The 22,079-nt window shown below is 66.9% G+C and carries 33 protein-coding genes; 27 read left to right on the plus strand and 6 right to left on the minus strand.

Features of this window, described 5'->3' with window-relative positions; translation table 11 throughout:
* Nucleotides 1–74: 74 nt before the first annotated feature.
* The gene (locus B9C99_RS08890; RefSeq protein ID WP_172414901.1) at nucleotides 75–1,145 is read left to right on the plus strand and encodes an alpha/beta hydrolase family protein; all 1,071 of its coding nucleotides are present in this window, start codon (nucleotides 75–77) and stop codon (nucleotides 1,143–1,145) included.
* Between the two features lie 114 nt (nucleotides 1,146–1,259).
* Here B9C99_RS08890 and B9C99_RS08895 read toward each other — a convergent pair whose 3' ends face one another.
* The 5 genes from B9C99_RS08895 to B9C99_RS08915 all read right to left on the minus strand — a co-directional run bounded on the left by B9C99_RS08895 (nucleotide 1,260) and on the right by B9C99_RS08915 (nucleotide 6,076).
* Nucleotides 1,260–2,324, minus strand: coding sequence for a triacylglycerol lipase (locus B9C99_RS08895; protein ID WP_088897610.1), 1,065 nt, complete (start codon nucleotides 2,322–2,324; stop codon nucleotides 1,260–1,262).
* 100 nt (nucleotides 2,325–2,424) lie between these two features.
* On the minus strand, nucleotides 2,425–3,306 hold the full coding sequence (locus B9C99_RS08900; RefSeq protein WP_088897611.1) for an ABC transporter permease: 882 nt from the start codon (nucleotides 3,304–3,306) through the stop codon (nucleotides 2,425–2,427).
* Between the two features lie 4 nt (nucleotides 3,307–3,310).
* Nucleotides 3,311–4,177 carry an ABC transporter permease gene (locus B9C99_RS08905; protein ID WP_033096988.1) on the minus strand — a complete coding sequence of 289 codons (867 nt, stop codon included), beginning with the start codon at nucleotides 4,175–4,177 and terminating at the stop codon, nucleotides 3,311–3,313.
* The gene (locus B9C99_RS08910; protein WP_088897612.1) at nucleotides 4,174–5,229 is read right to left on the minus strand and encodes an ATP-binding cassette domain-containing protein; all 1,056 of its coding nucleotides are present in this window, start codon (nucleotides 5,227–5,229) and stop codon (nucleotides 4,174–4,176) included. The genes B9C99_RS08905 and B9C99_RS08910 overlap by 4 nt, the downstream gene beginning before the upstream one ends.
* Before the next feature lie 151 nt (nucleotides 5,230–5,380).
* On the minus strand, nucleotides 5,381–6,076 hold the full coding sequence (locus B9C99_RS08915) for a GntR family transcriptional regulator (RefSeq protein ID WP_088897613.1): 696 nt from the start codon (nucleotides 6,074–6,076) through the stop codon (nucleotides 5,381–5,383).
* Nucleotides 6,077–6,358: 282 nt separating this feature from the next.
* On the opposite strand from B9C99_RS08915, the gene B9C99_RS08920 reads away from it, so the two are divergent.
* The 25 genes from B9C99_RS08920 to map all read left to right on the plus strand — a co-directional run bounded on the left by B9C99_RS08920 (nucleotide 6,359) and on the right by map (nucleotide 21,135).
* Entirely contained in the window at nucleotides 6,359–7,867 is a 1,509-nt protein-coding gene (locus tag B9C99_RS08920) for an amidase (protein WP_088897614.1), read from the plus strand.
* Nucleotides 7,868–8,352: 485 nt separating this feature from the next.
* Nucleotides 8,353–8,658, plus strand: a complete 306-nt coding sequence (gene rpsJ, locus B9C99_RS08925) for a 30S ribosomal protein S10 (protein ID WP_003938093.1) — start codon at nucleotides 8,353–8,355, stop codon at nucleotides 8,656–8,658.
* Nucleotides 8,659–8,703: 45 nt separating this feature from the next.
* Nucleotides 8,704–9,357, plus strand: a complete 654-nt coding sequence (gene rplC, locus B9C99_RS08930; RefSeq protein ID WP_006554610.1) for a 50S ribosomal protein L3 — start codon at nucleotides 8,704–8,706, stop codon at nucleotides 9,355–9,357.
* Complete coding sequence (rplD, locus tag B9C99_RS08935) at nucleotides 9,354–10,037, plus strand: 50S ribosomal protein L4 (RefSeq protein WP_016694619.1); 684 nt, start codon at nucleotides 9,354–9,356, stop codon at nucleotides 10,035–10,037. Before rplC ends, rplD begins: the two co-directional genes overlap by 4 nt.
* A complete protein-coding gene (gene rplW / locus B9C99_RS08940; RefSeq protein ID WP_006554608.1) occupies nucleotides 10,034–10,339 on the plus strand; it encodes a 50S ribosomal protein L23 in 306 nt (101 codons plus the stop codon). The genes rplD and rplW overlap by 4 nt, the downstream gene beginning before the upstream one ends.
* Nucleotides 10,340–10,377: 38 nt before the next feature.
* Nucleotides 10,378–11,211 (plus strand): 50S ribosomal protein L2, encoded by an 834-nt coding sequence (gene rplB / locus B9C99_RS08945; RefSeq protein ID WP_024101620.1) that lies wholly within the window; start codon nucleotides 10,378–10,380, stop codon nucleotides 11,209–11,211.
* Nucleotides 11,212–11,230: 19 nt separating this feature from the next.
* On the plus strand, nucleotides 11,231–11,512 hold the full coding sequence (rpsS, locus tag B9C99_RS08950; RefSeq protein ID WP_003938088.1) for a 30S ribosomal protein S19: 282 nt from the start codon (nucleotides 11,231–11,233) through the stop codon (nucleotides 11,510–11,512).
* Nucleotides 11,509–11,901, plus strand: coding sequence for a 50S ribosomal protein L22 (rplV, locus tag B9C99_RS08955; RefSeq protein WP_006554606.1), 393 nt, complete (start codon nucleotides 11,509–11,511; stop codon nucleotides 11,899–11,901). The genes rpsS and rplV overlap by 4 nt, the downstream gene beginning before the upstream one ends.
* Complete coding sequence (gene rpsC, locus B9C99_RS08960; protein WP_006554605.1) at nucleotides 11,901–12,698, plus strand: 30S ribosomal protein S3; 798 nt, start codon at nucleotides 11,901–11,903, stop codon at nucleotides 12,696–12,698. Before rplV ends, rpsC begins: the two co-directional genes overlap by 1 nt.
* Nucleotides 12,699–12,702: 4 nt before the next feature.
* Complete coding sequence (gene rplP, locus B9C99_RS08965) at nucleotides 12,703–13,119, plus strand: 50S ribosomal protein L16 (RefSeq protein WP_006554604.1); 417 nt, start codon at nucleotides 12,703–12,705, stop codon at nucleotides 13,117–13,119.
* Nucleotides 13,119–13,355 (plus strand): 50S ribosomal protein L29, encoded by a 237-nt coding sequence (rpmC, locus tag B9C99_RS08970; RefSeq protein ID WP_006554603.1) that lies wholly within the window; start codon nucleotides 13,119–13,121, stop codon nucleotides 13,353–13,355. Before rplP ends, rpmC begins: the two co-directional genes overlap by 1 nt.
* Nucleotides 13,352–13,636, plus strand: coding sequence for a 30S ribosomal protein S17 (gene rpsQ, locus B9C99_RS08975; RefSeq protein ID WP_024101619.1), 285 nt, complete (start codon nucleotides 13,352–13,354; stop codon nucleotides 13,634–13,636). Before rpmC ends, rpsQ begins: the two co-directional genes overlap by 4 nt.
* Before the next feature lie 319 nt (nucleotides 13,637–13,955).
* Nucleotides 13,956–14,324, plus strand: a complete 369-nt coding sequence (rplN, locus tag B9C99_RS08980) for a 50S ribosomal protein L14 (RefSeq protein WP_006554601.1) — start codon at nucleotides 13,956–13,958, stop codon at nucleotides 14,322–14,324.
* Entirely contained in the window at nucleotides 14,324–14,641 is a 318-nt protein-coding gene (gene rplX, locus B9C99_RS08985; RefSeq protein ID WP_016694617.1) for a 50S ribosomal protein L24, read from the plus strand. Before rplN ends, rplX begins: the two co-directional genes overlap by 1 nt.
* 1 nt (nucleotide 14,642) lies before the next feature.
* On the plus strand, nucleotides 14,643–15,209 hold the full coding sequence (gene rplE / locus B9C99_RS08990) for a 50S ribosomal protein L5 (protein WP_006554599.1): 567 nt from the start codon (nucleotides 14,643–14,645) through the stop codon (nucleotides 15,207–15,209).
* A gap of 4 nt (nucleotides 15,210–15,213) precedes the next feature.
* Entirely contained in the window at nucleotides 15,214–15,399 is a 186-nt protein-coding gene (locus tag B9C99_RS08995; RefSeq protein WP_006554598.1) for a type Z 30S ribosomal protein S14, read from the plus strand.
* Between the two features lie 173 nt (nucleotides 15,400–15,572).
* Nucleotides 15,573–15,971 (plus strand): 30S ribosomal protein S8, encoded by a 399-nt coding sequence (rpsH, locus tag B9C99_RS09000; protein ID WP_006554597.1) that lies wholly within the window; start codon nucleotides 15,573–15,575, stop codon nucleotides 15,969–15,971.
* A 15-nt stretch (nucleotides 15,972–15,986) separates the two neighbouring features.
* Nucleotides 15,987–16,526, plus strand: coding sequence for a 50S ribosomal protein L6 (rplF, locus tag B9C99_RS09005; RefSeq protein WP_016694616.1), 540 nt, complete (start codon nucleotides 15,987–15,989; stop codon nucleotides 16,524–16,526).
* A gap of 2 nt (nucleotides 16,527–16,528) precedes the next feature.
* The gene (gene rplR, locus B9C99_RS09010) at nucleotides 16,529–16,936 is read left to right on the plus strand and encodes a 50S ribosomal protein L18 (RefSeq protein WP_006554595.1); all 408 of its coding nucleotides are present in this window, start codon (nucleotides 16,529–16,531) and stop codon (nucleotides 16,934–16,936) included.
* Between the two features lie 31 nt (nucleotides 16,937–16,967).
* Nucleotides 16,968–17,615 carry a 30S ribosomal protein S5 gene (rpsE, locus tag B9C99_RS09015; protein ID WP_006554594.1) on the plus strand — a complete coding sequence of 216 codons (648 nt, stop codon included), beginning with the start codon at nucleotides 16,968–16,970 and terminating at the stop codon, nucleotides 17,613–17,615.
* The gene (gene rpmD, locus B9C99_RS09020; RefSeq protein WP_006554593.1) at nucleotides 17,615–17,794 is read left to right on the plus strand and encodes a 50S ribosomal protein L30; all 180 of its coding nucleotides are present in this window, start codon (nucleotides 17,615–17,617) and stop codon (nucleotides 17,792–17,794) included. Before rpsE ends, rpmD begins: the two co-directional genes overlap by 1 nt.
* Nucleotides 17,795–17,796: 2 nt before the next feature.
* A complete protein-coding gene (gene rplO, locus B9C99_RS09025; RefSeq protein ID WP_006554592.1) occupies nucleotides 17,797–18,240 on the plus strand; it encodes a 50S ribosomal protein L15 in 444 nt (147 codons plus the stop codon).
* 227 nt (nucleotides 18,241–18,467) lie between these two features.
* Complete coding sequence (gene secY, locus B9C99_RS09030) at nucleotides 18,468–19,781, plus strand: preprotein translocase subunit SecY (RefSeq protein WP_059382411.1); 1,314 nt, start codon at nucleotides 18,468–18,470, stop codon at nucleotides 19,779–19,781.
* On the plus strand, nucleotides 19,778–20,323 hold the full coding sequence (locus B9C99_RS09035; RefSeq protein ID WP_006554590.1) for an adenylate kinase: 546 nt from the start codon (nucleotides 19,778–19,780) through the stop codon (nucleotides 20,321–20,323). Before secY ends, B9C99_RS09035 begins: the two co-directional genes overlap by 4 nt.
* A 14-nt stretch (nucleotides 20,324–20,337) precedes the next feature.
* Entirely contained in the window at nucleotides 20,338–21,135 is a 798-nt protein-coding gene (map, locus tag B9C99_RS09040; RefSeq protein ID WP_026061662.1) for a type I methionyl aminopeptidase, read from the plus strand.
* 24 nt (nucleotides 21,136–21,159) lie between these two features.
* Here the strand turns inward: map and dtd are convergent, their stop codons facing one another.
* Nucleotides 21,160–21,597 (minus strand): D-aminoacyl-tRNA deacylase, encoded by a 438-nt coding sequence (gene dtd / locus B9C99_RS09045; protein ID WP_059382409.1) that lies wholly within the window; start codon nucleotides 21,595–21,597, stop codon nucleotides 21,160–21,162.
* A 219-nt stretch (nucleotides 21,598–21,816) separates the two neighbouring features.
* On the opposite strand from dtd, the gene infA reads away from it, so the two are divergent.
* Nucleotides 21,817–22,038: a translation initiation factor IF-1 gene (infA, locus tag B9C99_RS25560; protein ID WP_006554587.1), complete on the plus strand. Its 222-nt coding sequence runs from the start codon at nucleotides 21,817–21,819 to the stop codon at nucleotides 22,036–22,038.
* The last annotated feature ends 41 nt before the right edge of the window (nucleotides 22,039–22,079 follow it).

Raw genomic sequence — 22,079 nt, forward strand, 5'->3', positions numbered from 1 at the left:
GCCGGACGGCGCGCCTCGGCCCCGCCCGAGGTCTGTAGCCCACGCCCGGAAGCGGGTCTGAGGAGGTTGTCGGAATGAAGGTTGTCCAGTCGAGGACGCGAGCTCGGAAGGTGAGGTTCGCTGCGGTCTCCGCGGCGGTCGTCGCCCTGCCGTTGTTCTTCGGCGGCGTGACCGCCGGGGCGGACCCGGTCGCGGACACGCTTCAGCCGATCGAGTCGGTGACCAGCGAGAACGGCTCGAAGATCACTCGTATCGAGAACTACGGCGAGCAGCAGCTGCTGGTCTACGTGTACTCCGCTTCGATGGACAAGGAGATCCTGCTCGACGTCTGGCGTCCGGCCGACACGAGCGAACCGCGCCCGACGCTGTACCTCCTCAACGGCGCCGGCGGCGGCGAGGACAGCGCGACCTGGCGCTTCCGTACCGACGCGATCGAGTTCTTCAAGGACAAGAACGTCAACGTCGTCTCGCCGGTCGGCGGCAAGTGGAGCTACTACACCGACTGGAAGAACGAGGACCCGGAGCTCGGCGTCAACAAGTGGGAGACCTTCCTGACGAAGGAGATCCCGCCGCTGATCGACGCCGCGCTCGGCACCAACGGCGTCAACGCGATCGCCGGTCTGTCGTCCTCGGGTACGTCCGTCCTGCAGCTGCCCATCGCTGCCCCCGGCCTGTACCAGGGCGTCGCGGCCTACAGCGGATGCGCGCAGACCTCCGACCCGATCGGTCAGCAGTTCGTCAAGCTCGTCGTCGAGACCTGGGGTGGCGGCGACACCCGCAACATGTGGGGCGAGCTCGATGATCCGGCCTGGGTCGAGAACGACCCCTACGTGCACGCCGAGGAGCTGCGCGGGCTCGATCTGTACATCTCCAACGGCACCGGACTGCCGGGTGTCCACGACACCCTGAACGGCCCGCAGATCGACGGTGAGGTCGACGTGCTCGCCAACCAGATCGTCGTCGGCGGTGTCATCGAGGCTGCGACCAACTACTGCACGCACAACCTCCGTGGCCGCCTCGACCAGCTGGGCATCCCCGCCACCTACAACTTCCGCGACTCCGGCACCCACTCGTGGGGTTACTGGCAGGACGACCTCAAGGATTCGTGGCCCGTCCTCGAGAAGGCCCTCGGTCTCTCGGACTGACAGGCTCGGCGACAGAGCACAGCAGAAGGCCCCTACCGCTCGCGTAGCGGTAGGGGCCTTCTGCGTTCGGTGTTCGACGTTCGGTGTTCGACGGTCGACCGAGGTGCGACGGCGCTATCCGGCCTCGGGCGCCGGGCACGGCACGGAGTTTCCGGCCGCGTAGTCGGGGTCGAGGGCGGCCTTCACCAGGTGGAGCGATTCGGGCCGCATGAGGATCGTGGAGTGGTCGGCGGGGGAACTCGGGCAGCCGTCCTGGACCCACACGTTGCGGACCTCGGCGCCCGGTCCGGGCCGCAGGAACGAGCTCTCCGGTGGCGTGACGATCTGGTCGTAGCGCGTGGCGATCGACGTGTACGTCACGCCGGGACGGGTGTCGCCGTCCTTGTTCAGATTGCTGAGCATGCGCGAGCCGATCAACTGCTGCTGGCCGGCGGCACCGAGATCGGTGCCGCGGAACAACAACTCGGCCACCGCATCGCTGCCGTTCGTCAGGCCGAGCACGGCGAGCACCGTGTAGAGCTGCTGGAGACCGTTGAAGGTGGTGCCGTGGTTGGTCGCACCCAGCATCACGAGGTTCCGGACGCGGTTGAGGGCAGGATCGGCCGGGTTCGCGCCGCCCTCGAACTTCAGGTACTGGCGGGAGACGACACCACCTTGGGAGTGACCGACGAGATCGACCTGCCCGGCGCCGGTGTGCTCGAGGACCGCGTCGACGAACGTTCCGAGTTCCTCGGCGGACCTCTCGATGTTCGACACGCCCCACACCGTGCGATCGGGATCGAGATACCCCTGCGCGGCGCCGTAGTTCAATGCGTAGACGCAGTACCCGAGCCGTTCGAGTTCGGGCGCGACATAGGTCCATGTCGGGTACATGCCCGCCCCGGTGCCGTGCACGAGGACGACCGGACGTGGATGCTCCGGCGACGGCACACACCCGAGGTCGTTCGCACCGTCGATGCCCTGGCCCATCGTGCTCAGCAGGGCAGCGAGGCGACTGTCCGGCGCATCCGCCGAGGTGGGGAGCGGTACGGGAGCGGGGGCGGTGGCCGCCGGATCGGCATCCCGCCGGTCGGCCGGGATCGGATCGGCGGCCGAGATCGCCGGCGCGACGAGTGCCGATGCGGAGACGGCGAGGACGGCGACGCCGGACACGAGTGTGCTGCGACGAAAACGGAACATACGAAACTCCTCGGCGAACGCTCTGGGTACGGCGTTCACACGGGTCGGGATCGCGGGACAGCGTAACAGCAGGTCGCGGGGTGGTCCGGAGAGTGGAAGATCAATTCTGTTCGGCCGAGCGCCGGTATCCGACGACGGCGGGGACCACGAAGATCGCCACCATCCCGGCCGACCACAGGACGGTCTTCAGGAACGGTTCCGCGATCGGACCACCCATCGCGAGCGAGCGCATGGTGTCGATCGCGCAGGACATCGGCTGGTTCGCCACCACGGGTTGCAGCCAGCTCGGATACGCCATGACCGGCACGAACCCCGAGTTGAAGAACATGAGCAGGGTGCACAGGATCGAGACGGTCTCGACGAGGGGTGTGCGTCCCGGCAGGGTCGCCAGAGCCGTCACCATCATCGCGAATCCCAGACCGAAGATCAGCGGGACCACGAGGCTGAGCAGGGTGGGGCCGATGCCCTGCGTGAACCGGAAACCCAACGCCATACCGGCGGCGAAGATCACGAGAGAGGTGACGAACACGCGCACCATCTCCGCCATCAATCGTCCCACCAGACCGGACGAGCGGTGGACGGGCAGCGTGTGGAACCGGCTCAGCAGGCCGGAATCGCGTTCGGTGCGCAGCCCCACCGCGCTGACGACCGAGCCGAACATCGCGCCGACGAGCACGATCATGGGCACGGTGCCGAAGATCGACGAATAGCCGGTCGCGGCGGTGATGCTGTCGCCGAGCACGATGCGGAACATCACCAGGGTGAGCGCCGGATAGATGAGCGCCTGGATCATCGTGGCCGGATCGCGGGCCCATCTGAGCAGCAGCCGACCGCACTGCAGGCGACTGTGCTCCCACAGTGCGCCGAGGGAACTCTCGCTGCGGACACGATCCGGTTCGGGATAGGCGAAGGCGCGACCCGGAGTCCCTGCCCGCTCCCGCGATCGGGCCCGTGCCCGCTGTGTCTCGACGGTCTTGCTCATCGACTCACTCCCGCCTCGTCGCGGCCCACACGGCGCCCGGGATGCAGATCACGGCCAGCCCGATCATCCAGAACAGGCTCGGCCGGAAGACCTCCCAGGTCACGCCGTCCTGGGCCATGTCGCGCATCGCGAAGGAGAACTGCGAGATCGGCTGGTTGCGGACGAACGGTCTGATCCACTCGGGGAATCCCTCCTCGGGCACGAAACCGCACGAGAGCATCCCGAGGATCAGCTGCGGCAGGGTCAGCGCCTGCGCTGTGGCCTCGGGGCTCCGGGACAGACATCCGATCGCGTCGGCGCCCAGGCACAACAACAGGCTGATGATCAGTGCGGTCGCGCAGAACAACGCTGCCTGCCCGGGCCCGGCGGAGAAACGGAAACCGATGAGATAACCGAATCCGATCGCCGCGGCCAAGGAGATGACCGACCGCACCATGCTCGCCGTCATCCGTGACGCCAGGGGCGCCGCCGGGGCGACGGGCATCGTCTGCAGACGCGAGGTCACACCGGTCGTGCCCTCCTGTGCTGCCAGCTGCGCCGCGGAGATGGCGGTGAACGCCATCGACTGCAACACGATGATGGGCATCAGGAACTGCGCGTAGTCGATGCCCTGCAACTGCATCACGAACTTGAGCGGCAGATAGAAGCCGAGACCGAAGACGAACGGTGCCAGGACCGCGAGGACCAACTCGCCGTACCGCGCCATCGTGCGCAACGACCGGAGCGTCAGCACCCACCACTGCTCGACGCCCGACGGCGTGATCCGGCGGTGGACACCTCCCCGACGTGCGGGAAGGGTGGACGAGGAGTCGGTGAACGAGACCGTGGAGGCTTCCGTCCCGCGGACCGTCTCGTCGGTGCGGGCCGTCACGGCCGCTCACCTGCCGGCGCAGGCACCGCTCGTTCCGCCTCGGGCGGCGCTGTCGGGCCGCCGTTCGTGGGGCCACCGTCCGTCGGACCGCCGCCGTCGGAAGCGGAGTGCCCGGTGAGGCGGAGGAAGACGTCGTCGAGCGAGGGACGTCGCAGACCGATGTCGGCGAGTTCGATGCCCAGGGGTTCGATGCGCCGCAGCACCTCGGTGAGGGTCGCGGCGCCGTCCGGTGCCGGGACGGACACCCGATCCGTGTCGGGGACCGTACCCACCAGGACGTCCTGGGGGAGCAGACCGTCCAGGGCGTGCAGGATCTCGGGTATCGCCCGCGGGTCGGCCGGAACGATCTCGCAGTGGGTGCCACCCGCGGAGGACTTCAGCTGGTTCGCGGTGCCCTCCGCGATCACGGTGCCCTTGTCGATGACGATGATGTTGTCGCTCAGCACGTCGGCCTCTTCGAGGTACTGCGTCGTCAGGAGCACCGTGATGCCCTGGTCCTTGAGCGCCGCCACCAGCGACCACACGCCCTGCCGGCTGCGCGGGTCGAGACCGGTGGTCGGCTCGTCGAGGAAGACCACCTTGGGACGGACCACGAGGCCGCACGCGATGTCGACCCGGCGGCGCATACCGCCGGAATAACCCTTCACGGGGCGGCGACCGGCGTCGACGAGATCGAACTCCCGGAGCAGATCGTCGGCGCGCCGGGTGGCCGACTTCTTGTCCAGACCCATCAGGCGGCCGAACAGGATCAGGTTCTCCCGGCCGGTGAGGGTGTCGTCGAGCGCGGCGAACTGGCCGGTCATCATGATCGACCGCCGGACCGCTGCGGCGTCGGCGACCACATCGTGCCCGGCGACCACGGCGCGACCCGAGGTGGGACGCAACAGTGTCGACAGCACCTTGACCATCGTGGTCTTGCCGGCGCCGTTGGGGCCGAGGATGCCGAGGACACGGCCCGGCGGTGCAGAGAAGCTGATCCCGTCGAGTGCGTGGACGTCGCCGAACGACTTGTGGACGTCCTCCACGAGAACTGCCTGGTCGTGATCGCTCACATCACACCCCGCCGTAGATCTCGGTCCCCGTCGGGGACGGGTCGGTCCGTCACCGTCGGAATCGTACCGGTGCGCACGATCCCGGGAGGGGTGGACGGACATGCGCGTCGGCGCCGACGTCCGTTCCCCTCGGGGTGTTCACGCCGGTCGGTCAGGACCAGACGCCGAGATCTTCGAGGTGTTCGACGAGTCGGTGGGCCCCGTCGGTGAAGTGTTCGCGCGTCTCGCGTCCGGCGGCCTCGACGTCACCGGTGCGCAGCGCCTGCAGCAACCGCTCGTGCGAGGCGATCGCCGCCGTCCCCCAGTTGCGATCGTCGGAGTAGAAGTGCACGGGGGTGTACCGGGTCGCGTTGTGGAGGAACCACGCGAGCTTGCGCGAACGCGCCACCCGGTTCAACGTCCGGTGGAACTCGAATTCGAGGTCCTCGATGCGCGCGCCGTCACCGGCCCGCACGGCCTCGGCGAAACGCGCGGCCAGCTCGTCGAGCTCCGCGAGGGTCTCGGCCGTCATCAGGGTCGCGGCGCGCTCCACGAGCCGCTCGGCGAGTCTGCCCTGGAGCCAGAAGATGTCGTCGATGTCCGATCTGTCGAGCGGGGACACCACGTACCCGCGATGGGGGACGAGTTCGACGAGCCCCTCACCACGGAGGGTGAGCAGAGCCTCGCGCACCGGGGTCACGCTCACCCCGAGTTCGGCCGCGGTCTCGTCCAGACGGACGAAATCGCCGGGTCGCACACCGCCGGACATGATGAGGTTTCTCACGTGCGCCGCCACGTCGTCCGAGAGCTGCGGTCGCCGACGAATCTTCGGAGACCGTGATGATCCGGACGAAGCGGACGAGTTCATGGCATGCGCCTTCCTCTGGTGGACGGCTCGCATTATCACCGCACGGTCTCGACGGCATCACGGCCGGGGGTGACATGTGGCACACATTCCCCGCCTCGCCCGGATCGTGACGCAGTTCGTGGTTTGGTTGGCGGGGTGAGCACCGGAGTATCACGCCGACGGTTACTGGGAGGGGCCGCCGGCGGATTGTTCGCGTGGGGTGCGACCGCGGGGAGCGGTCGTGCGGCTCCGCCACGCAGGCTTCCTCCACCCGACACCGTCACCGTCACCGATCCCGCGAGGATGAGTGCGGTCGAGGCGGCAGCGCTGCTGCACGCCGGCGAACTGCACCCCCGGGAACTGCTCGACGCTTGTCTGGACCGCACCCGCTCGTACGACGGAGCGATCGGTGCGTGGATCCGGCTCTACCCCGAGGTCGCCTACGCGGCGGCCGACGCGGCGGGGGAGCGGCTCGCCCGCGCGCGCCGCGATCAGGCCCCGGCACCGCTCGTGTGCGGGCTTCCGATCGCGCTCAAGGACATCTTCGCGGTGTCCGGACTACCGCTCACGGCGTCGAGCCGCGTGCTCGAGGGCAACATCGCGGCCGGCCACTCGGGTGTGTGGCGTCGACTCGAGGACGCCGGCGCGGTGCTCATGGGGCACGCGCACACCGACGAGTTCGCGATCGGTGTCGCCACCCCACAGGTGGGCAACCCGTGGAACACCGAGATGTCGCCCGGCGGATCGTCGGGCGGCAGCGCGGCCGTGCTCGCCGCACGGTTCGCGCCCCTCGCGCTCGGCAGCGACACCGGCGGTTCGGTCCGGTTCCCGGCGAGCGCCTGCGGTGTCTCCTCGATCAAGCCGACCTACGGGCGCATCACCTCGCACGGCATGATCCCGCTGACCTGGACCCGCGACCACGTGGGTCCGATGGGCCGCAGTGTTGCGGACGCGTCCCTGATGATGACCGTGCTCGCGGGCGCGGACCCGGCCGACCCGATCACGGCACTCGGCCCCGACGTTCCCGAGGGTGGTTATCCGGTGACGCCGGCCGGTGGAGCGAGTCCCCTCGCCGGCGTGCGCATCGGCCTGCCCGTGAACACGAATCCCGCACCTCCCGAGGCCGTGCAGCGCGTCGTCGACGACGCGGCGCGGGTGGCGGAGTCGCTCGGCGCGGTCACCGTCCCGGTGACGATGCCGCCGCTGCCCGAATCCCTCGCGACCGGCGACCAGGTCGAGATGGGCGCCTACCACCAGCAGTTCACCGACCGGCTCGGCCTGTACCGTCCCGAGAACGCGGTGGCCGCAGGCACGGCAGTGGCCTCGCTGGCCGTGCCGGTAGGCGACTACCTCACCTTCGAACGCGACCGCCTGCGCTACCAGAGCGACTACAACCGGATGTTCGTCGACCAGGATCTCGACGCGATCATGCTGCCCGGCGCCTCCGTCGACGGCGCACGGCGCCAGGAGTTCCTCGGCATCAGCGTCACGGCCGGAGTGACGGGTCCTGTGCGCTGGGCGAACTACTCCGGTGCCCCCGTGGTGACGCTGCCCGCCGGGTATTCCGCCGTGACAGGGATGCCGGTCGGTGTGCAGCTCGGCGCGCGGCCGTGGCAGGACGAACGTCTCATCGGCATCGGGCTCGAACTGCAGGAGGCGCTGCCGGTCTGGCGTGACGAGCCGCAACTCGTCGCCGCCGGCGCGCGGGTCCCCGAGGTGGCGCAGGTGCCGCCGGGTCCCGGCCCCGACCCGACGAATACGATCGGTGCGGCCGCTCCGGTTCGGACCCTGCCGATGAACCCCATCGGCTAGGCTCGACCACGCGGACCCCACCGCACGGCGTATCGCCGAGGTGCAGATCACGCACCGTCGTGAGTTGAACTCTCGGCCGTGCTCCTGCATACTGGTCGGGTTGCCTTGACCGGGCCATGGATGTTTCGCGGCTCGGAACGGGAAAGACGTGACAGTCGCGGATCGAGCCTCACGGCCTGGTCGCGGCCACATGCAAGACGGAAGCAGTACCCCTGTGTGCTCCTGCGGAGCGCAGCCGGTTCCGTTCCTTGCGGTGTCGAAGCCTTCGAGTATCGACGCCGGGGAATGAGCGGCGGGCCGACACGCCCGACCGCGTGGACCGGAGAACAATGACAGATGAACAGCGGCAAGCGGATCGGATACGTCCGGCTCGCACTGTGTTTCGAGTGCTGTTCTCGGTCGCCGTTCCCTGGGGAACTGTGCAGACGAGGTGGTTTCCGGCTCCGCCGGGGATCACGAAACGCGGCAAGAAAAGGACACTAAGCGTGGCGGGACAGAAGATCCGCATCAGGCTCAAGGCCTATGACCACGAGGCGATCGACGCATCTGCGCGCAAGATCGTCGAGACGGTGACCCGTACGGGTGCCCGCGTGGTCGGCCCGGTGCCGTTGCCCACTGAAAAGAACGTGTACTGCGTCATCCGCTCGCCGCACAAGTACAAGGACTCGCGCGAGCACTTCGAGATGCGGACGCACAAGCGGCTCATCGACATCCTCGACCCGACGCCGAAGACCGTCGACGCGCTCATGCGCATCGATCTCCCGGCGAGTGTCGACGTCAACATTCAGTGACATTCGATTACAGCGAGCTTGTGAAAGACGCAGCGGAGACAACACATGACTAACCAGATCAAGGGAATCCTGGGCACCAAGCTCGGCATGACCCAGGTCTTCGACGAGAACAACCGGGTCGTCCCGGTCACCGTCGTCAAGGCCGGACCGAACGTGGTCACGCAGATCCGCACCGAGGAGCGCGACGGCTACAACGCCGTGCAGCTCGCCTACGGTGCCATCGCGCCGCGCAAGGTCAACAAGCCGGTTCGCGGCCAGTTCGAGAAGGCCGGCGTCACGCCGCGCCGTCACCTGGTCGAGCTCCGGATCGAGGACGCCTCCGAGTACGAGGTCGGCCAGGAACTCACCGCAGAGGTGTTCGAGGACGGCGCCTACGTCGACGTCACCGGCACCTCGAAGGGCAAGGGCTTCGCCGGCACCATGAAGCGTCACGGCTTCGCCGGCCAGGGTGCGTCGCACGGTACGCAGGCCGTGCACCGTCGTCCGGGCTCCATCGGTGGTTGCGCCACCCCGGGCCGCGTGTTCAAGGGCACGCGCATGTCCGGCCGTATGGGCTCCGACCGCATCACGACGCAGAACCTCTCGGTCCACAAGGTGGACGCCGAGAACGGTCTGCTGCTGATCAAGGGCGCGATCCCGGGTCGCAAGGGCGGCCTCGTGATCGTCAAGACCGCAGTGAAGGGTGGTGCACGGGCATGACCAGCACCGAGACCGCAACCAAGCTGACCCTGGACGTCAAGGCCCCCGGTGGCCAGACCTCCGGCTCCGTCGATCTCCCCGCCGAGATCTTCGACGCTCCCGCGAACATCGCGCTGCTGCACCAGGTCGTCACCGCGCAGCTCGCCGCGGCCCGCCAGGGAACGCACGCCACCAAGACCCGCGGCGACGTCCGCGGCGGTGGCAAGAAGCCGTACCGCCAGAAGGGCACCGGCCGCGCACGTCAGGGCTCGACCCGTGCGCCGCAGTTCGCCGGCGGTGGCACCGTCCACGGCCCGCAGCCGCGCGACTACAGCCAGCGCACCCCCAAGAAGATGAAGGCCGCCGCCCTGCGCGGAGCCCTCTCCGACCGGGCGCGCAACGAGCGCATCCACGTGATCACCGAACTCGTCGCGGGTCAGACCCCGTCGACGAAGAGTGCTCGCACGTTCCTGGGCGAGATCAGCGACCGCAAGAAGGTCCTGCTCGTCGTCGGCCGTGAAGACGTGGCGGCGTGGAAGTCGGTTCAGAACCTTCCCAACGTTCACGCGCTCGCCCCGGATCAGCTGAACACCTACGACGTGCTCTACAGCGATGACGTCGTGTTCAGCGTCGAGGCGCTCAACACGTTCATCCACGGGCCGGCCGAGTCCGGCCAGGAAGTTAAGGAGGAGAGCAAGTGAGCACGATCGCCGATCCTCGCGACATCCTGCTGGCTCCCGTCGTCTCCGAGAAGTCTTACGGGCTGATGGAAGAGGGCACCTACACCTTCCTGGTCCACCCGGACTCGAACAAGACGCAGATCAAGATTGCCGTCGAGAAGGTCTTCGGCGTCAAGGTGAGCAGCGTCAACACCGCCAACCGTCAGGGCAAGCGCAAGCGGACCCGGTTCGGTTACGGCAAGCGCAAGAACACCAAGCGCGCGCTCGTGACCCTCACGGCCGACAGCAAGCCCATCGAGATCTTCGGAGGCCCGGTCGCCTAGCGATCGGAACTCTCGAGAGATAGAGGACGAGAAGACTCATGGCAATCCGTAAGTACAAGCCGACTACGCCGGGCCGTCGTGGCGCCAGCGTGGCGGACTTCGCCGAGATCACTCGGTCGACGCCCGAGAAGTCGCTGGTGCGCCCGCTGCACGGTCGCGGTGGACGTAATGCGCACGGCCGCATCACCACCCGTCACAAGGGTGGCGGACACAAGCGCGCCTACCGCCTGATCGATTTCCGTCGCAACGACAAGGACGGCGTGCCGGCCAAGGTCGCTCACATCGAGTACGACCCCAACCGCACCGCGCGCATCGCGCTGCTCCACTACGTGGACGGCGAGAAGCGCTACATCATCGCCCCCAAGGGCCTCGTGCAGGGTGCTCCGGTCGAGTCGGGCCCCAACGCCGACATCAAGCCCGGCAACAACCTGCCGCTGCGCAACATCCCGACGGGTACGACCATCCACGCGGTCGAGCTGCGTCCGGGTGGCGGCGCCAAGATGGCCCGCTCCGCCGGTGCGAGCATTCAGCTCCTCGGTAAGGAAGGCACCTACGCCACGCTGCGTATGCCCTCCGGCGAGATCCGCCGCGTCGACGTGCGCTGCCGCGCCACCGTCGGCGAGGTCGGCAACGCCGAGCAGTCGAACATCAACTGGGGCAAGGCCGGCCGTATGCGCTGGAAGGGCAAGCGCCCGACCGTCCGTGGTGTCGTGATGAACCCGGTCGACCACCCGCACGGTGGTGGCGAGGGCAAGACCTCGGGTGGTCGCCACCCGGTCAGCCCGTGGGGCAAGCCCGAGGGCCGCACCCGCAAGAACAAGGCGTCCGACAAGCTCATCGTCCGTCGTCGCCGTACCGGCAAGAAGCGCTAGTCAAGGAGGGAGTTAGAGAATGCCACGCAGCCTCAAGAAGGGCCCGTTCGTCGACGACCACCTCCTGGCGAAGGTGGACACGCAGAACGAGAAGGGCACCAAGCAGGTCATCAAGACCTGGTCGCGCCGTTCCACGATTCTGCCCGACTTCATCGGTCATACGTTCGCTGTCCACGATGGACGCAAGCACGTGCCGGTGTTCGTCTCGGAGTCCATGGTCGGTCACAAGCTCGGTGAGTTCGCGCCGACCCGTACGTTCAAGGGCCACATCAAGGACGACCGGAAGAGCAAGCGTCGATGAGCACTGAAACCACCACCAACAGCGCTCGGGCTGTTGCGCGCCACGTGCGCGTGACCCCGATGAAGGCGCGCCGCGTCGTCGACATCGTTCGCGGTAAGTCCGTCGAGGAGGCCCTGGCCATCCTCAAGTTCGCGCCGCAGGCCGCGGCCGAGCCGGTCGCCAAGGTGATCGCGTCGGCCGCTGCGAACGCGCAGAACAACTACAACCTCGACCCCAGCACGCTCGTCGTCGCGACTGCGTACGTGGACGAGGGTGCGACCCTGAAGCGGTTCCAGCCGCGTGCCCAGGGCCGTGCGTTCCGCATCCGCAAGCGGTCGAGCCACATCACCGTGATCGTGGAAAGCGTCGGGTCGGCCTCGACTCGTAACCGCCGGAAGGGAGCTCAGTAGTGGGCCAGAAGATCAACCCGCACGGCTTCCGTCTGGGCGTCACCACCGACTGGAAGTCTCGTTGGTACGCGGACAAGCAGTACGCGGACTACGTCAAGGAAGATGTCGCGATCCGCAAGTTCCTGGCCTCCGGCCTCGAGCGCGCCGGCATCGCGAAGGTCGAGATCGAGCGCACCCGCGACCGTGTGCGTGTGGACATCCACACCGCTCGTCCGGGCATCGTCATCGGACGCCGCGGCGCCGAGGCCGATCGCATCCGCGCCGAGCTCGAGAAGCTGACCGGTAAGCAGGTCCAGCTGAACATCCTCGAGGTCAAGAACTCGGAGTCCGAGGCTCAGCTCGTGGCGCAGGGCGTCGCCGAGCAGCTCTCGAACCGCGTCGCCTTCCGTCGTGCGATGCGCAAGGCCATCCAGTCGGCCATGCGTCAGCCGAACGTCAAGGGCATCCGCGTGCAGTGCTCGGGCCGCCTCGGTGGCGCCGAGATGTCGCGTTCGGAGTTCTACCGCGAAGGTCGCGTCCCGCTGCACACGCTGCGCGCGGACATCGACTACGGCCTCTACGAGGCACGGACCACCTTCGGCCGCATCGGCGTGAAGGTCTGGATCTACAAGGGCGACATCGTCGGTGGCCGTCGCGAGCTCGCTGCTGCTGCAGCTGCTCCCGCCGACCGGCCGCGTCGTGAGCGTCCGAGCCGCCCGCGTCGTTCCGGCGCGTCGGGCACCACCGCGACGAGCACCGAGGCCGGCCGCGCCGCATCGAGCGACGCCCCTGCCTCGACCGAGAACAAGGAGGGCTGACGCAATGTTGATCCCCCGGCGGGTCAAACACCGCAAGCAGCACCATCCGAGCCGTACGGGTGCCGCCAAGGGCGGAACCCAGGTGGCCTTCGGTGACTACGGCATCCAGGCTCTCGAGCCGGCCTACATCACCAACCGGCAGATCGAGTCCGCTCGTATCGCCATGACCCGGCACATCAAGCGTGGCGGCAAGATCTGGATCAACATCTTCCCGGATCGCCCCCTCACCAAGAAGCCTGCCGAGACCCGCATGGGTTCCGGTAAGGGTTCGCCGGAGTGGTGGGTCGCGAACGTCAAGCCCGGTCGCGTGCTGTTCGAGATGAGCTACCCCAACGAGGAGATTGCGCGCGAGGCCCTGCGTCGCGCGATGCACAAGCTCCCCTGCAAGTGCCGCATCGTGACGAGGGAGGAGCAGTTCTGATGGCTACCGGTACCCCCGCCGCGGAACTCCGCGAGCTGAGCGACGAAGAGCTGACCGACAAGCTCCGCGAAGCCAAGGAAGAGCTGTTCAACCTCCGCTTCCAGATGGCCACCGGCCAGCTGGACAACAACCGTCGGCTCCGCGTCGTGCGCAACGAGATCGCCCGTATCTACACGGTGCTGCGCGAGCGCGAGCTCGGACTGGCCACCGGCCCGAATGCGGGTGACGTGGCATGAGTGAGGAAAAGGCAGTGAGCAACCAGGAACAGCGCGCGAGCCGCAAGGTCCGCATCGGTTACGTCGTCTCGGACAAGATGGAGAAGACCATCGTCGTCGAGCTCGAGGACCGCGTGAAGCACCCGCTGTACGGCAAGATCATCCGCCGTACGACCAAGGTGAAGGCGCACGACGAGAACGGTCTGGCCGGCATCGGCGACCGCGTGCAGCTGATGGAGACCCGTCCGCTGTCCGCGTCGAAGCGCTGGCGTCTGGTCGAGGTGCTCGAGAAGGCCAAGTAAGGCCTCCTCGTCCTCGACGGGACCGAGAACATGCAGCACCCCACCACCCGCATCGCGGGTGGTGGGGTGCTGTGCGTCCGGTAGTAGGTACAGCCCTCGCGCGGGGGAGCGGTGGACGTCGCTGCGACACGCCCGGTTCCGGGGTGGGGAGTGACATCACAATTCGCGAATTTGCCCTGCGTACGGTATATGGCCTACTCTGGACGGGTTGCTTACGGGACCCGTGTGTGATTCGCACGTGCGCCGCAGGCGACCGACGACCGCGTACGTCCAGGTCGGAAATCTGACGTACACACCAATCCAGGTCAAGGAGAAGTAAGTGATCCAGCAGGAGTCGCGACTGCGCGTCGCCGACAACACGGGTGCCAAGGAGATCCTCTGCATCCGCGTTCTCGGTGGCTCGTCCCGTCGCTACGCCGGAATCGGTGACGTCATCGTCGCCACCGTCAAGGACGCGATCCCCGGCGGCAACGTCAAGCGTGGCGATGTCGTCAAGGCCGTGATCGTGCGCACCGCCAAGGAGCGCCGCCGTCCGGACGGTTCCTACATCAAGTTCGACGAGAACGCTGCCGTCATCATCAAGGGCGACAACGATCCTCGCGGCACCCGCATCTTCGGACCCGTCGGTCGCGAGCTCCGCGACAAGCGGTTCATGAAGATCGTCTCGCTCGCTCCGGAGGTGCTGTGATGAAGGTGCACAAGGGTGACACCGTGCTCGTCATCTCGGGCAAGGACAAGGGCGCCAAGGGCAAGGTCATCGCGGCCTACCCGGCGACCAACAAGGTCCTCGTCGAGGGCGTGAACCGTATCAAGAAGCACACCGCCGTCTCTGCGAACGAGCGTGGCGCCTCCTCCGGCGGCATCGTGACGCAGGAGGCCCCGATCCACGTTTCCAACGTTGCGGTCGTCGACTCGGACGGAAACCCCACCCGCGTGGGCTACCGCACCGATGAGGAAACCGGCAAGCGCGTTCGGATTTCCCGGAAGAACGGGAAGGACCTCTGACATGACTTCCACCGAGAACAAGACCCAGCCGCGCCTGAAGGCCCGCTACCGCGCCGAGATCAAGGACGCGCTGAACGCGGAGTTCGACTACGCGAACGTCATGCAGATCCCCGGCGTCGTGAAGGTCGTCGTCAACATGGGTGTCGGCGACGCCGCCCGCGACGCGAAGCTCATCAACGGAGCCGTCAACGACCTCGCGCTCATCACCGGTCAGAAGCCGGAGATCCGCAAGGCCCGCAAGTCCATCGCACAGTTCAAGCTGCGCGAGGGCATGCCGATCGGTGCGCGCGTCACGCTGCGCGGCGACCGCATGTGGGAGTTCCTGGACCGTCTCGTGTCCATCGCGCTTCCCCGTATCCGGGACTTCCGCGGCCTCAACGGCAACCAGTTCGACGGCAACGGCAACTACACGTTCGGCCTGAACGAGCAGTCGATGTTCCACGAGATCGACGTGGACAAGATCGATCGCCCGCGCGGCATGGACATCACTGTCGTGACCACCGCTACCAACAACGAAGAAGGCCGTGCCCTGCTCAAGCACCTCGGCTTCCCGTTCAAGGAGAACTGAGCCCATGGCTAAGAAGGCACTGGTCAACAAGGCCAACAAGAAGCCGAAGTTCGCGGTGCGCGCCTACACCCGCTGCCAGCGCTGCGGGCGCCCGCACTCGGTCTTCCGCAAGTTCGGACTCTGCCGCATCTGCCTTCGCGAGATGGCACACCGCGGAGAACTTCCGGGAGTTCACAAGAGCTCCTGGTGACGTGAGCGGTGGGCGGAGGACCGAGATGTTCTCCGCCCACTGTCACGCTGTCATGGGTTCGTCGCCGATCCGGCCGACGAACTCGCTATCGAACCGAGTTTCGATGTAGGCCCACGGCCGGCACGTTCCGGCGTTGCATGGGAACCGCATCGAGAAAGGTGAACAGGTCAGCCATGACCATGACCGACCCCATCGCAGACTTCTTGACGCGTCTGCGTAACGCCAACACGGCGTACCACGACGAGGTCAAGCTCCCGTCCTCGAAGATCAAGGTGAACATCGCCGAGATCCTCAAGCGCGAGGGCTACATCTCCGACTACCGCACCGAGGACGCCGAGGTGGGCAAGACCCTCATCGTCGACCTCAAGTACGGACCTTCCCGTGAGCGCAGCCTTGCCGGCGTGCGTCGCGTGTCGAAGCCCGGCCTGCGCGTGTACGCGAAATCCACCAACCTGCCCAAGGTCCTGGGCGGCCTCGGCGTGGCGATCATCTCCACGTCCTCCGGTCTGCTCACCGATCGCCAGGCGGCCAAGCAGGGAGTGGGCGGGGAAGTCCTCGCCTACGTCTGGTAAAGGGAGGCCACCACAATGTCGCGAATCGGAAAACTCCCCGTTGCAGTTCCTTCGGGCGTCGAGGTCACCATCGACGGCCAGGATGTTGCAGTCAAGGGTCCCAAGGGCAACCTGTCCCTGACGATCGCCGAGCCGATCGCCGTCGCCAAGGGCGAGGACGGGGCAATCAACGTCACGCGCCCGAACGACGAGCGTCGCAGCCGCGCGCTGCACGGCCTGTCGCGGACGCTCGTGCAGAACCTCATCGTCGGCGTGACCGAGGGTTACACCACGAAGATGGAGATCCACGGCGTCGGCTACCGCGTGGCTCTCAAGGGCAAGGACCTCGAGTTCTCGCTCGGCTACAGCCACCCCGTGCTGATCGAGGCTCCCGAGGGCATCACGTTCGCCGTCGAGAACCCCACGCGCTTCTCGATCTCGGGCATCGACAAGCAGAAGGTCGGCCAGATCGCGGCCAACATCCGCCGGCTGCGCAAGTCCGACCCGTACAAGGGCAAGGGCATCCGCTACGAGGGTGAACAGGTCCGTCGCAAGGTCGGAAAGACGGGTAAGTGATCATGAGCCAGACCGAGAACCAGAAGGCCAAGCGCATCCCGCGCGGCAAGGACGCCTCCACCACGCGTCGCCTTTCGAAGACGCGTCGTCACTTCCGCCTCCGCAAGAAGATCTCCGGCACCGCCGAGCGTCCCCGCCTCGTCGTCAACCGGTCGTCGCGCCACCTGCACGTGCAGCTGGTCGACGATCTGACGGGGACCACCCTCGCCGCAGCGTCGTCCATCGAACCCGATGTGCGCGCTCTCGAGGGCGACAAGAAGGCTCGCGGCGCGAAGGTCGGTCAGCTGATCGCCGAGCGCGCGAAGGCTGCCGGCGTGGAAGCCGTGGTCTTCGACCGCGGTGGCCACACCTACAGCGGACGCATCGCGGCCCTCGCGGACGCGGCTCGCGAAAGCGGGTTGAAGTTCTGATGACCATTTTCTCGAACGGAAGGAACGCCTGATGCCGGGACGTCAGCGGCGTGACGGCGGCAACGGCCCCGCCGGACAGAACCCCAACAGCGGTGACAACCGTGGCGGTCGCGACCGCCGCGACCGCGACTCGCGCGGCGGCAACGCTGCCGAGAAGTCGAACTACATCGAGCGTGTCGTCTCGATCAACCGTGTGTCGAAGGTCGTCAAGGGCGGTCGTCGCTTCAGCTTCACCGCTCTGGTGATCGTGGGCGACGGCAACGGTCTGGTCGGCGTCGGCTACGGCAAGGCCAAGGAAGTTCCCGCGGCCATCCAGAAGGGTGTCGAGGAAGCTCGCAAGAACTTCTTCCGCGTCCCGCTCATCGGCGGAACCATCACCCACCCCGTCCAGGGAGAGGCTGCAGCCGGTGTCGTCCTGCTGCGTCCGGCTTCCCCCGGTACCGGTGTCATCGCCGGTGGCGCTGTGCGCGCGGTGCTGGAGTGCGCGGGTGTCCACGACATCCTGTCGAAGTCGCTCGGCTCCGACAACGCCATCAATGTGGTGCACGCGACGGTTGCGGCCCTCAAGGGTCTGCAGCGTCCCGAGGAAGTCGCGGCTCGCCGTGGCCTCACCCTCGAGGAAGTTGCCCCCGCCGGCATGCTGCGCGCACGTGCACAGGCTGCTGGGAGCGTGAAGTAATGGCAGAGCTGAAGATCACCCAGATCAAGAGCACCATCGGGGCCAAGTCGAATCAGCGCGACAGCCTCCGGACCCTCGGTCTGCGGAAGATCCGCCAGTCCGTCGTCCGCGAGGACAACGCGCAGAACCGCGGCCTCATCAACGTGGTGCGTCACCTCGTCACTGTTGAGGAGGTCTGAGAATGACCATCAAGCTGCATCACCTGCGCCCGGCTCCGGGTGCGAAGACGGACAAGACCCGCGTCGGACGCGGTGAGGGTTCGAAGGGCAAGACCGCCGGCCGCGGTACGAAGGGCACGAAGGCACGCAAGAACGTGTCGCCGGCCTTCGAGGGTGGCCAGATGCCCATCCACATGCGTCTGCCGAAGCTCAAGGGCTTCAAGAACGCATTCCGTACCGAGTACCAGATCGTCAACGTCGGGGACATCGCTCGCGTGTTCCCCGAGGGTGGACAGATCGGTGTCGCGGACCTCGTGGCGAAGGGTCTGGTTCGCAAGAACCAGCTCGTCAAGGTCCTCGGCGAGGGCGAGCTGACGGTGGCCGTGCAGGTCACCGCCGACAAGTTCTCGGCCTCCGCTCAGGAGAAGATCGCTGCAGCCGGTGGCAGCGCGACCGTCCAGGCCTGACCTGTACTTTCGCGTGTGAGTCACGGCTGTCGAACGGCCGCGGTGCAGATATCTGCACCGCGGCCGTTCGCGCGTTCACAGCGGTGTCACAGGCTGCGTTCGCAGCGGTGACATAGGCTACCGGGCTACCCCTCTCATCGGGGCCCACTGTTAGAGTTTCAGAGTTGTCCACCGTCCGACGGATCCTTCTCGATCCGTCGTCCCCGATCGGCCCGCCAGGAGGATCTTTGCTTTCCGCCTTCGTCTCGGCCCTCAGGACACCGGACCTGAGGCGGAAGATTCTCATCGCCCTCGGGCTCGTGGCGCTGTACCGCCTCGGTGCTACCGTGCCGTCCCCGGGCGTCGACTACGGCAACGTCCAGGCCTGTGTCGATCAGCTCGCCGGCAGTGAGCAGGCCGGCATCTACTCGCTGATCAATCTGTTCTCCGGCGGCGCGCTGTTGCAGCTGTCGGTCTTCGCGATCGGCATCATGCCGTTCATCACCGCGAGCATCATCGTCCAGCTGCTCACCGTGGTCATTCCACGCTTCGAGGAACTGCGCAAGGAAGGCCAGTCCGGCCAGGCCAAGATGACGCAGTACACGCGTTATCTCGCCGTCGCGCTCGCCGTCCTGCAGGCCACCGGCATCGTCGCCCTCGCCGCCCGAGGGCAGCTGTTGCAGGGCTGTTCGGAGCCGATCCTCGCCGACGACAGCATCTTCGGGATGGTCGTCATCGTGCTGGTGATGACCGCCGGTGCCGCCGTCGTCATGTGGTTCGGTGAGCTCATCACCGAACGCGGTGTCGGCAACGGCATGTCGCTGCTGATCTTCTCCGGTATCGCGGCCGCGCTGCCGAGCGAGGGTCGGATGATCCTCGAATCCCGCGGCGGTCTCGTCTTCGCGATCGTCTGCGTCGTGGCCCTGGCCCTCATCACCGGCGTCGTGTTCATCGAGCAGGGTCAGCGCCGCATCCCGGTGCAGTACGCCAAGCGCATGGTCGGCCGTCGTATGTACGGCGGGTCGTCGACCTACCTGCCGCTGAAGGTCAACCAGGCGGGCATCATCCCCGTCATCTTCGCGTCGTCGCTGCTGTACCTGCCCAACCTCGTTGCGCAGCTCACCGGTGCCACGACGAACCCGGATCCGAGTTGGTGGCAGCGGATCATCAACGAGTACCTGGTCAATCCGAACAACCCGGTCTACATCGCGATCTACTTCGCGCTGATCGTGTTCTTCGTCTTCTTCTACGTCGCCATCACCTTCAATCCGGAGGAGCGGGCCGACGAGATGAAGAAGTACGGCGGCTTCATCCCGGGCATCCGCCCCGGTCGCCCGACCGCCGAATATCTCAGTTTCGTGCTCAACCGCATCACGGTTCCGGGCTCGATCTACCTCGGTCTCATCGCGACGCTGCCGAACTTCTTCCTGTCCGGCAGCCAGACGGCCTCGAGCATCTTCGGTGGCGCCGCGGTTCTCATTCTCGTCAGTGTCGCGCTGGACACTGTCAAGCAGATCGAAAGTCAACTGATGCAGCGCAACTACGAAGGGTTCCTCAAGTGAGACTTGTACTGCTCGGTCCTCCCGGTGCCGGCAAGGGCACACAGGCCGCGATTCTGTCCGAGAAGCTCGGCGTCCCCGCCATCTCGACGGGCGATCTTTTCCGCGCGAACATCGGGCAGGGCACCCCGCTCGGAGTCGAGGCCAAGAAGTACATCGACGCGGGGGAGCTCGTTCCCGCCGAGATCACCAACAACATGGTGCGTGAGCGTCTGGCCGAGCCCGACGCCGCCAACGGCTTCCTCCTCGACGGCTTCCCGCGCAGCGTGGAGCAGGCCAAGGAACTCGAGAACATCCTGAAGGATCTCGGCGTCGAGCTCGACGGCGTGCTCTCCTTCGTCATCGACGAGGACGTCGTGGTCGAGCGCATGCTCGCCCGCGGTCGCGCCGACGACACCGAAGACGTGATCCGCAACCGTCTCCGGGTCTACCGTGAGGAGACGGCCCCGCTGCTCGACTACTACGCCGACTCGATCATCACGGTCGACGCGATCGGTGAGGTCGAGGAGATCAATTCGCGGGCACTGTCCGCACTCGGAAAGTAGACGGGTAGTTCGATATGGGTTTCGGGCGCAAGCGCTCAGTGGTTCCGTTCCGCACCTCGGGTGAACTCGACGCGATGGCGGCGGCGGGAGCCGTGGTCGGTGCCGCACTCGTCGCAGTGCGTGAGGCGGCAAAGCCGGGCGTGAGCACCCTGGAACTCGACCAGGTGGCGGAATCGGTCATCCGTGATGCGGGGGCCGTTCCGTCCTTCCTGGGCTACCACGGCTTCACCGGTTCGATCTGTTCGTCGGTCAACGAGGTCGTCGTCCACGGCATCCCGTCGGCGTCGGTGGTGCTCGCCGAGGGCGACCTCGTCTCGATCGACTGCGGCGCGATCCTCGACGGCTGGCACGGCGACTCGGCGTGGACCTTCGGGATCGGGGAGCTGTCGCAGGCCGACATCGACCTGAGCGAGGCCACCCGCCTGTCGCTTGAGGCCGGTATCGCGGCGATGCTCCCGGGCAACCGCCTGACCGACGTCTCGCACGCGATCGAGCAGGGCACGCATGCCGCCGAGAAGTTGCACGGCCGCTCGTACGGCATCGTCGACGGCTACGGCGGTCACGGCATCGGGCGCGAGATGCACATGGATCCGTTCCTCCCCAACGAGGGCAAGCCGGGCAAGGGCCCGAAGCTCGTCGTCGGGTCGGTGCTCGCCGTCGAGCCGATGCTCACCCTCGGTACCTACGAGACCGAGGTCCTCGACGACGAGTGGACGGTCGTGACCGTCGACGGCAGCCGGGCCGCGCACTGGGAGCACACGGTCGCGGTCACCGAGGACGGCCCCCGCATTCTCACCGTCCGGCCGGAGTGACGGTCGCGGTCACGCCGCGTGGGTTCAGACCTCGACGAGGAGCGTGACCGGTCCGTCGTTGACGAGGCTCACCTCCATGTGGGCCCCGAACTTCCCGGTCTCCACCGTCGCGCCGAGATCTCGGAGAGCGTTCGCGAACGCATCGACGAGAGGTTCGGCGATCGGGCGGGGAGCGGCGGCCGACCACGACGGACGCCGGCTCTTCCTCGTGTCGGCCATGAGCGTGAACTGACTGACCACCAGGATCGGGGCGCCGACGTCGGAGGCGGAGCGCTCGTCCTCGAGGATGCGCATCGTCCACACCTTTCGGGCGAGTGTCGCGGCCTTGGCCTCGTCGTCGTCGTGCGTGACGCCGACCAGCACGAGCAGGCCGTGACCACCTTCGGCCGGCGTGATACGGGCCACCTCGGCTCCGTCCACCGCCACTGCCGCCGTGGTCACCCGCTGGATCAACGCCCGCACGTGCGGTCCTCCTCCTGGTCGTGGGCACGAGTGTGCCCGAGCTCATTTGTCCTGGACGGTCAACTTCCCGTACCATTGATCGGTGGTGCGCGCTGCGCTCCGATCGGTCCCGTGTCGAATTCCTTCGAATCTCGGTTCGTGTCCGGTCCCGGAGTTGCCGAGCGTCACGGTAACGGATGCCGATGCAACCACAACGCCGAACAACGGATCGCGGAGGATATGGCTAAGAAAGACGGGGCAATCGAGGTCGAGGGCCGGGTAATCGAACCGCTGCCCAATGCGATGTTCCGCATCGAGCTGGAGAACGGGCACAAGGTTCTCGCCCACATCAGCGGAAAGATGCGTCAGCACTACATTCGTATCCTTCCCGAGGACCGCGTTGTCGTGGAGCTTTCTCCCTACGACCTCACGCGTGGACGCATCGTCTACCGCTACAAGTAACGAAGCTTCCCCGGCCACACGGTCGGGGAGAATCATGTCGC

The sequence above is a fragment of the Rhodococcus sp. BUPNP1 genome, from assembly GCF_002215235.1.
Taxonomy (GTDB): Bacteria; Actinomycetota; Actinomycetes; order Mycobacteriales; family Mycobacteriaceae; genus Rhodococcus.

Excerpts from the sequence above, each read along its gene's own strand:
- B9C99_RS08890 (WP_172414901.1), top strand. The coding sequence starts at position 75 with ATGAAGGTTGTCCAGTCGAGGACGCGAGCTCGGAAGGTGAGGTTCGCT.
- B9C99_RS08895 (WP_088897610.1), bottom strand. The coding sequence starts at position 2,324 with ATGTTCCGTTTTCGTCGCAGCACACTCGTGTCCGGCGTCGCCGTCCTC.
- B9C99_RS08900 (WP_088897611.1), bottom strand. The coding sequence starts at position 3,306 with ATGAGCAAGACCGTCGAGACACAGCGGGCACGGGCCCGATCGCGGGAG.
- B9C99_RS08915 (WP_088897613.1), bottom strand. The coding sequence starts at position 6,076 with ATGAACTCGTCCGCTTCGTCCGGATCATCACGGTCTCCGAAGATTCGT.
- B9C99_RS08920 (WP_088897614.1), top strand. The coding sequence starts at position 6,359 with ATGAGTGCGGTCGAGGCGGCAGCGCTGCTGCACGCCGGCGAACTGCAC.
- rplC (WP_006554610.1), top strand. The coding sequence starts at position 8,704 with ATGACTAACCAGATCAAGGGAATCCTGGGCACCAAGCTCGGCATGACC.
- rplD (WP_016694619.1), top strand. The coding sequence starts at position 9,354 with ATGACCAGCACCGAGACCGCAACCAAGCTGACCCTGGACGTCAAGGCC.
- rplB (WP_024101620.1), top strand. The coding sequence starts at position 10,378 with ATGGCAATCCGTAAGTACAAGCCGACTACGCCGGGCCGTCGTGGCGCC.
- rpsS (WP_003938088.1), top strand. The coding sequence starts at position 11,231 with ATGCCACGCAGCCTCAAGAAGGGCCCGTTCGTCGACGACCACCTCCTG.
- rplV (WP_006554606.1), top strand. The coding sequence starts at position 11,509 with ATGAGCACTGAAACCACCACCAACAGCGCTCGGGCTGTTGCGCGCCAC.
- rplP (WP_006554604.1), top strand. The coding sequence starts at position 12,703 with ATGTTGATCCCCCGGCGGGTCAAACACCGCAAGCAGCACCATCCGAGC.
- rpmC (WP_006554603.1), top strand. The coding sequence starts at position 13,119 with ATGGCTACCGGTACCCCCGCCGCGGAACTCCGCGAGCTGAGCGACGAA.
- rpsQ (WP_024101619.1), top strand. The coding sequence starts at position 13,352 with ATGAGTGAGGAAAAGGCAGTGAGCAACCAGGAACAGCGCGCGAGCCGC.
- rplX (WP_016694617.1), top strand. The coding sequence starts at position 14,324 with ATGAAGGTGCACAAGGGTGACACCGTGCTCGTCATCTCGGGCAAGGAC.
- rplE (WP_006554599.1), top strand. The coding sequence starts at position 14,643 with ATGACTTCCACCGAGAACAAGACCCAGCCGCGCCTGAAGGCCCGCTAC.
- B9C99_RS08995 (WP_006554598.1), top strand. The coding sequence starts at position 15,214 with ATGGCTAAGAAGGCACTGGTCAACAAGGCCAACAAGAAGCCGAAGTTC.
- rpsH (WP_006554597.1), top strand. The coding sequence starts at position 15,573 with ATGACCATGACCGACCCCATCGCAGACTTCTTGACGCGTCTGCGTAAC.
- rplF (WP_016694616.1), top strand. The coding sequence starts at position 15,987 with ATGTCGCGAATCGGAAAACTCCCCGTTGCAGTTCCTTCGGGCGTCGAG.
- rplR (WP_006554595.1), top strand. The coding sequence starts at position 16,529 with ATGAGCCAGACCGAGAACCAGAAGGCCAAGCGCATCCCGCGCGGCAAG.
- rpsE (WP_006554594.1), top strand. The coding sequence starts at position 16,968 with ATGCCGGGACGTCAGCGGCGTGACGGCGGCAACGGCCCCGCCGGACAG.
- rpmD (WP_006554593.1), top strand. The coding sequence starts at position 17,615 with ATGGCAGAGCTGAAGATCACCCAGATCAAGAGCACCATCGGGGCCAAG.
- rplO (WP_006554592.1), top strand. The coding sequence starts at position 17,797 with ATGACCATCAAGCTGCATCACCTGCGCCCGGCTCCGGGTGCGAAGACG.
- map (WP_026061662.1), top strand. The coding sequence starts at position 20,338 with ATGGGTTTCGGGCGCAAGCGCTCAGTGGTTCCGTTCCGCACCTCGGGT.
- infA (WP_006554587.1), top strand. The coding sequence starts at position 21,817 with ATGGCTAAGAAAGACGGGGCAATCGAGGTCGAGGGCCGGGTAATCGAA.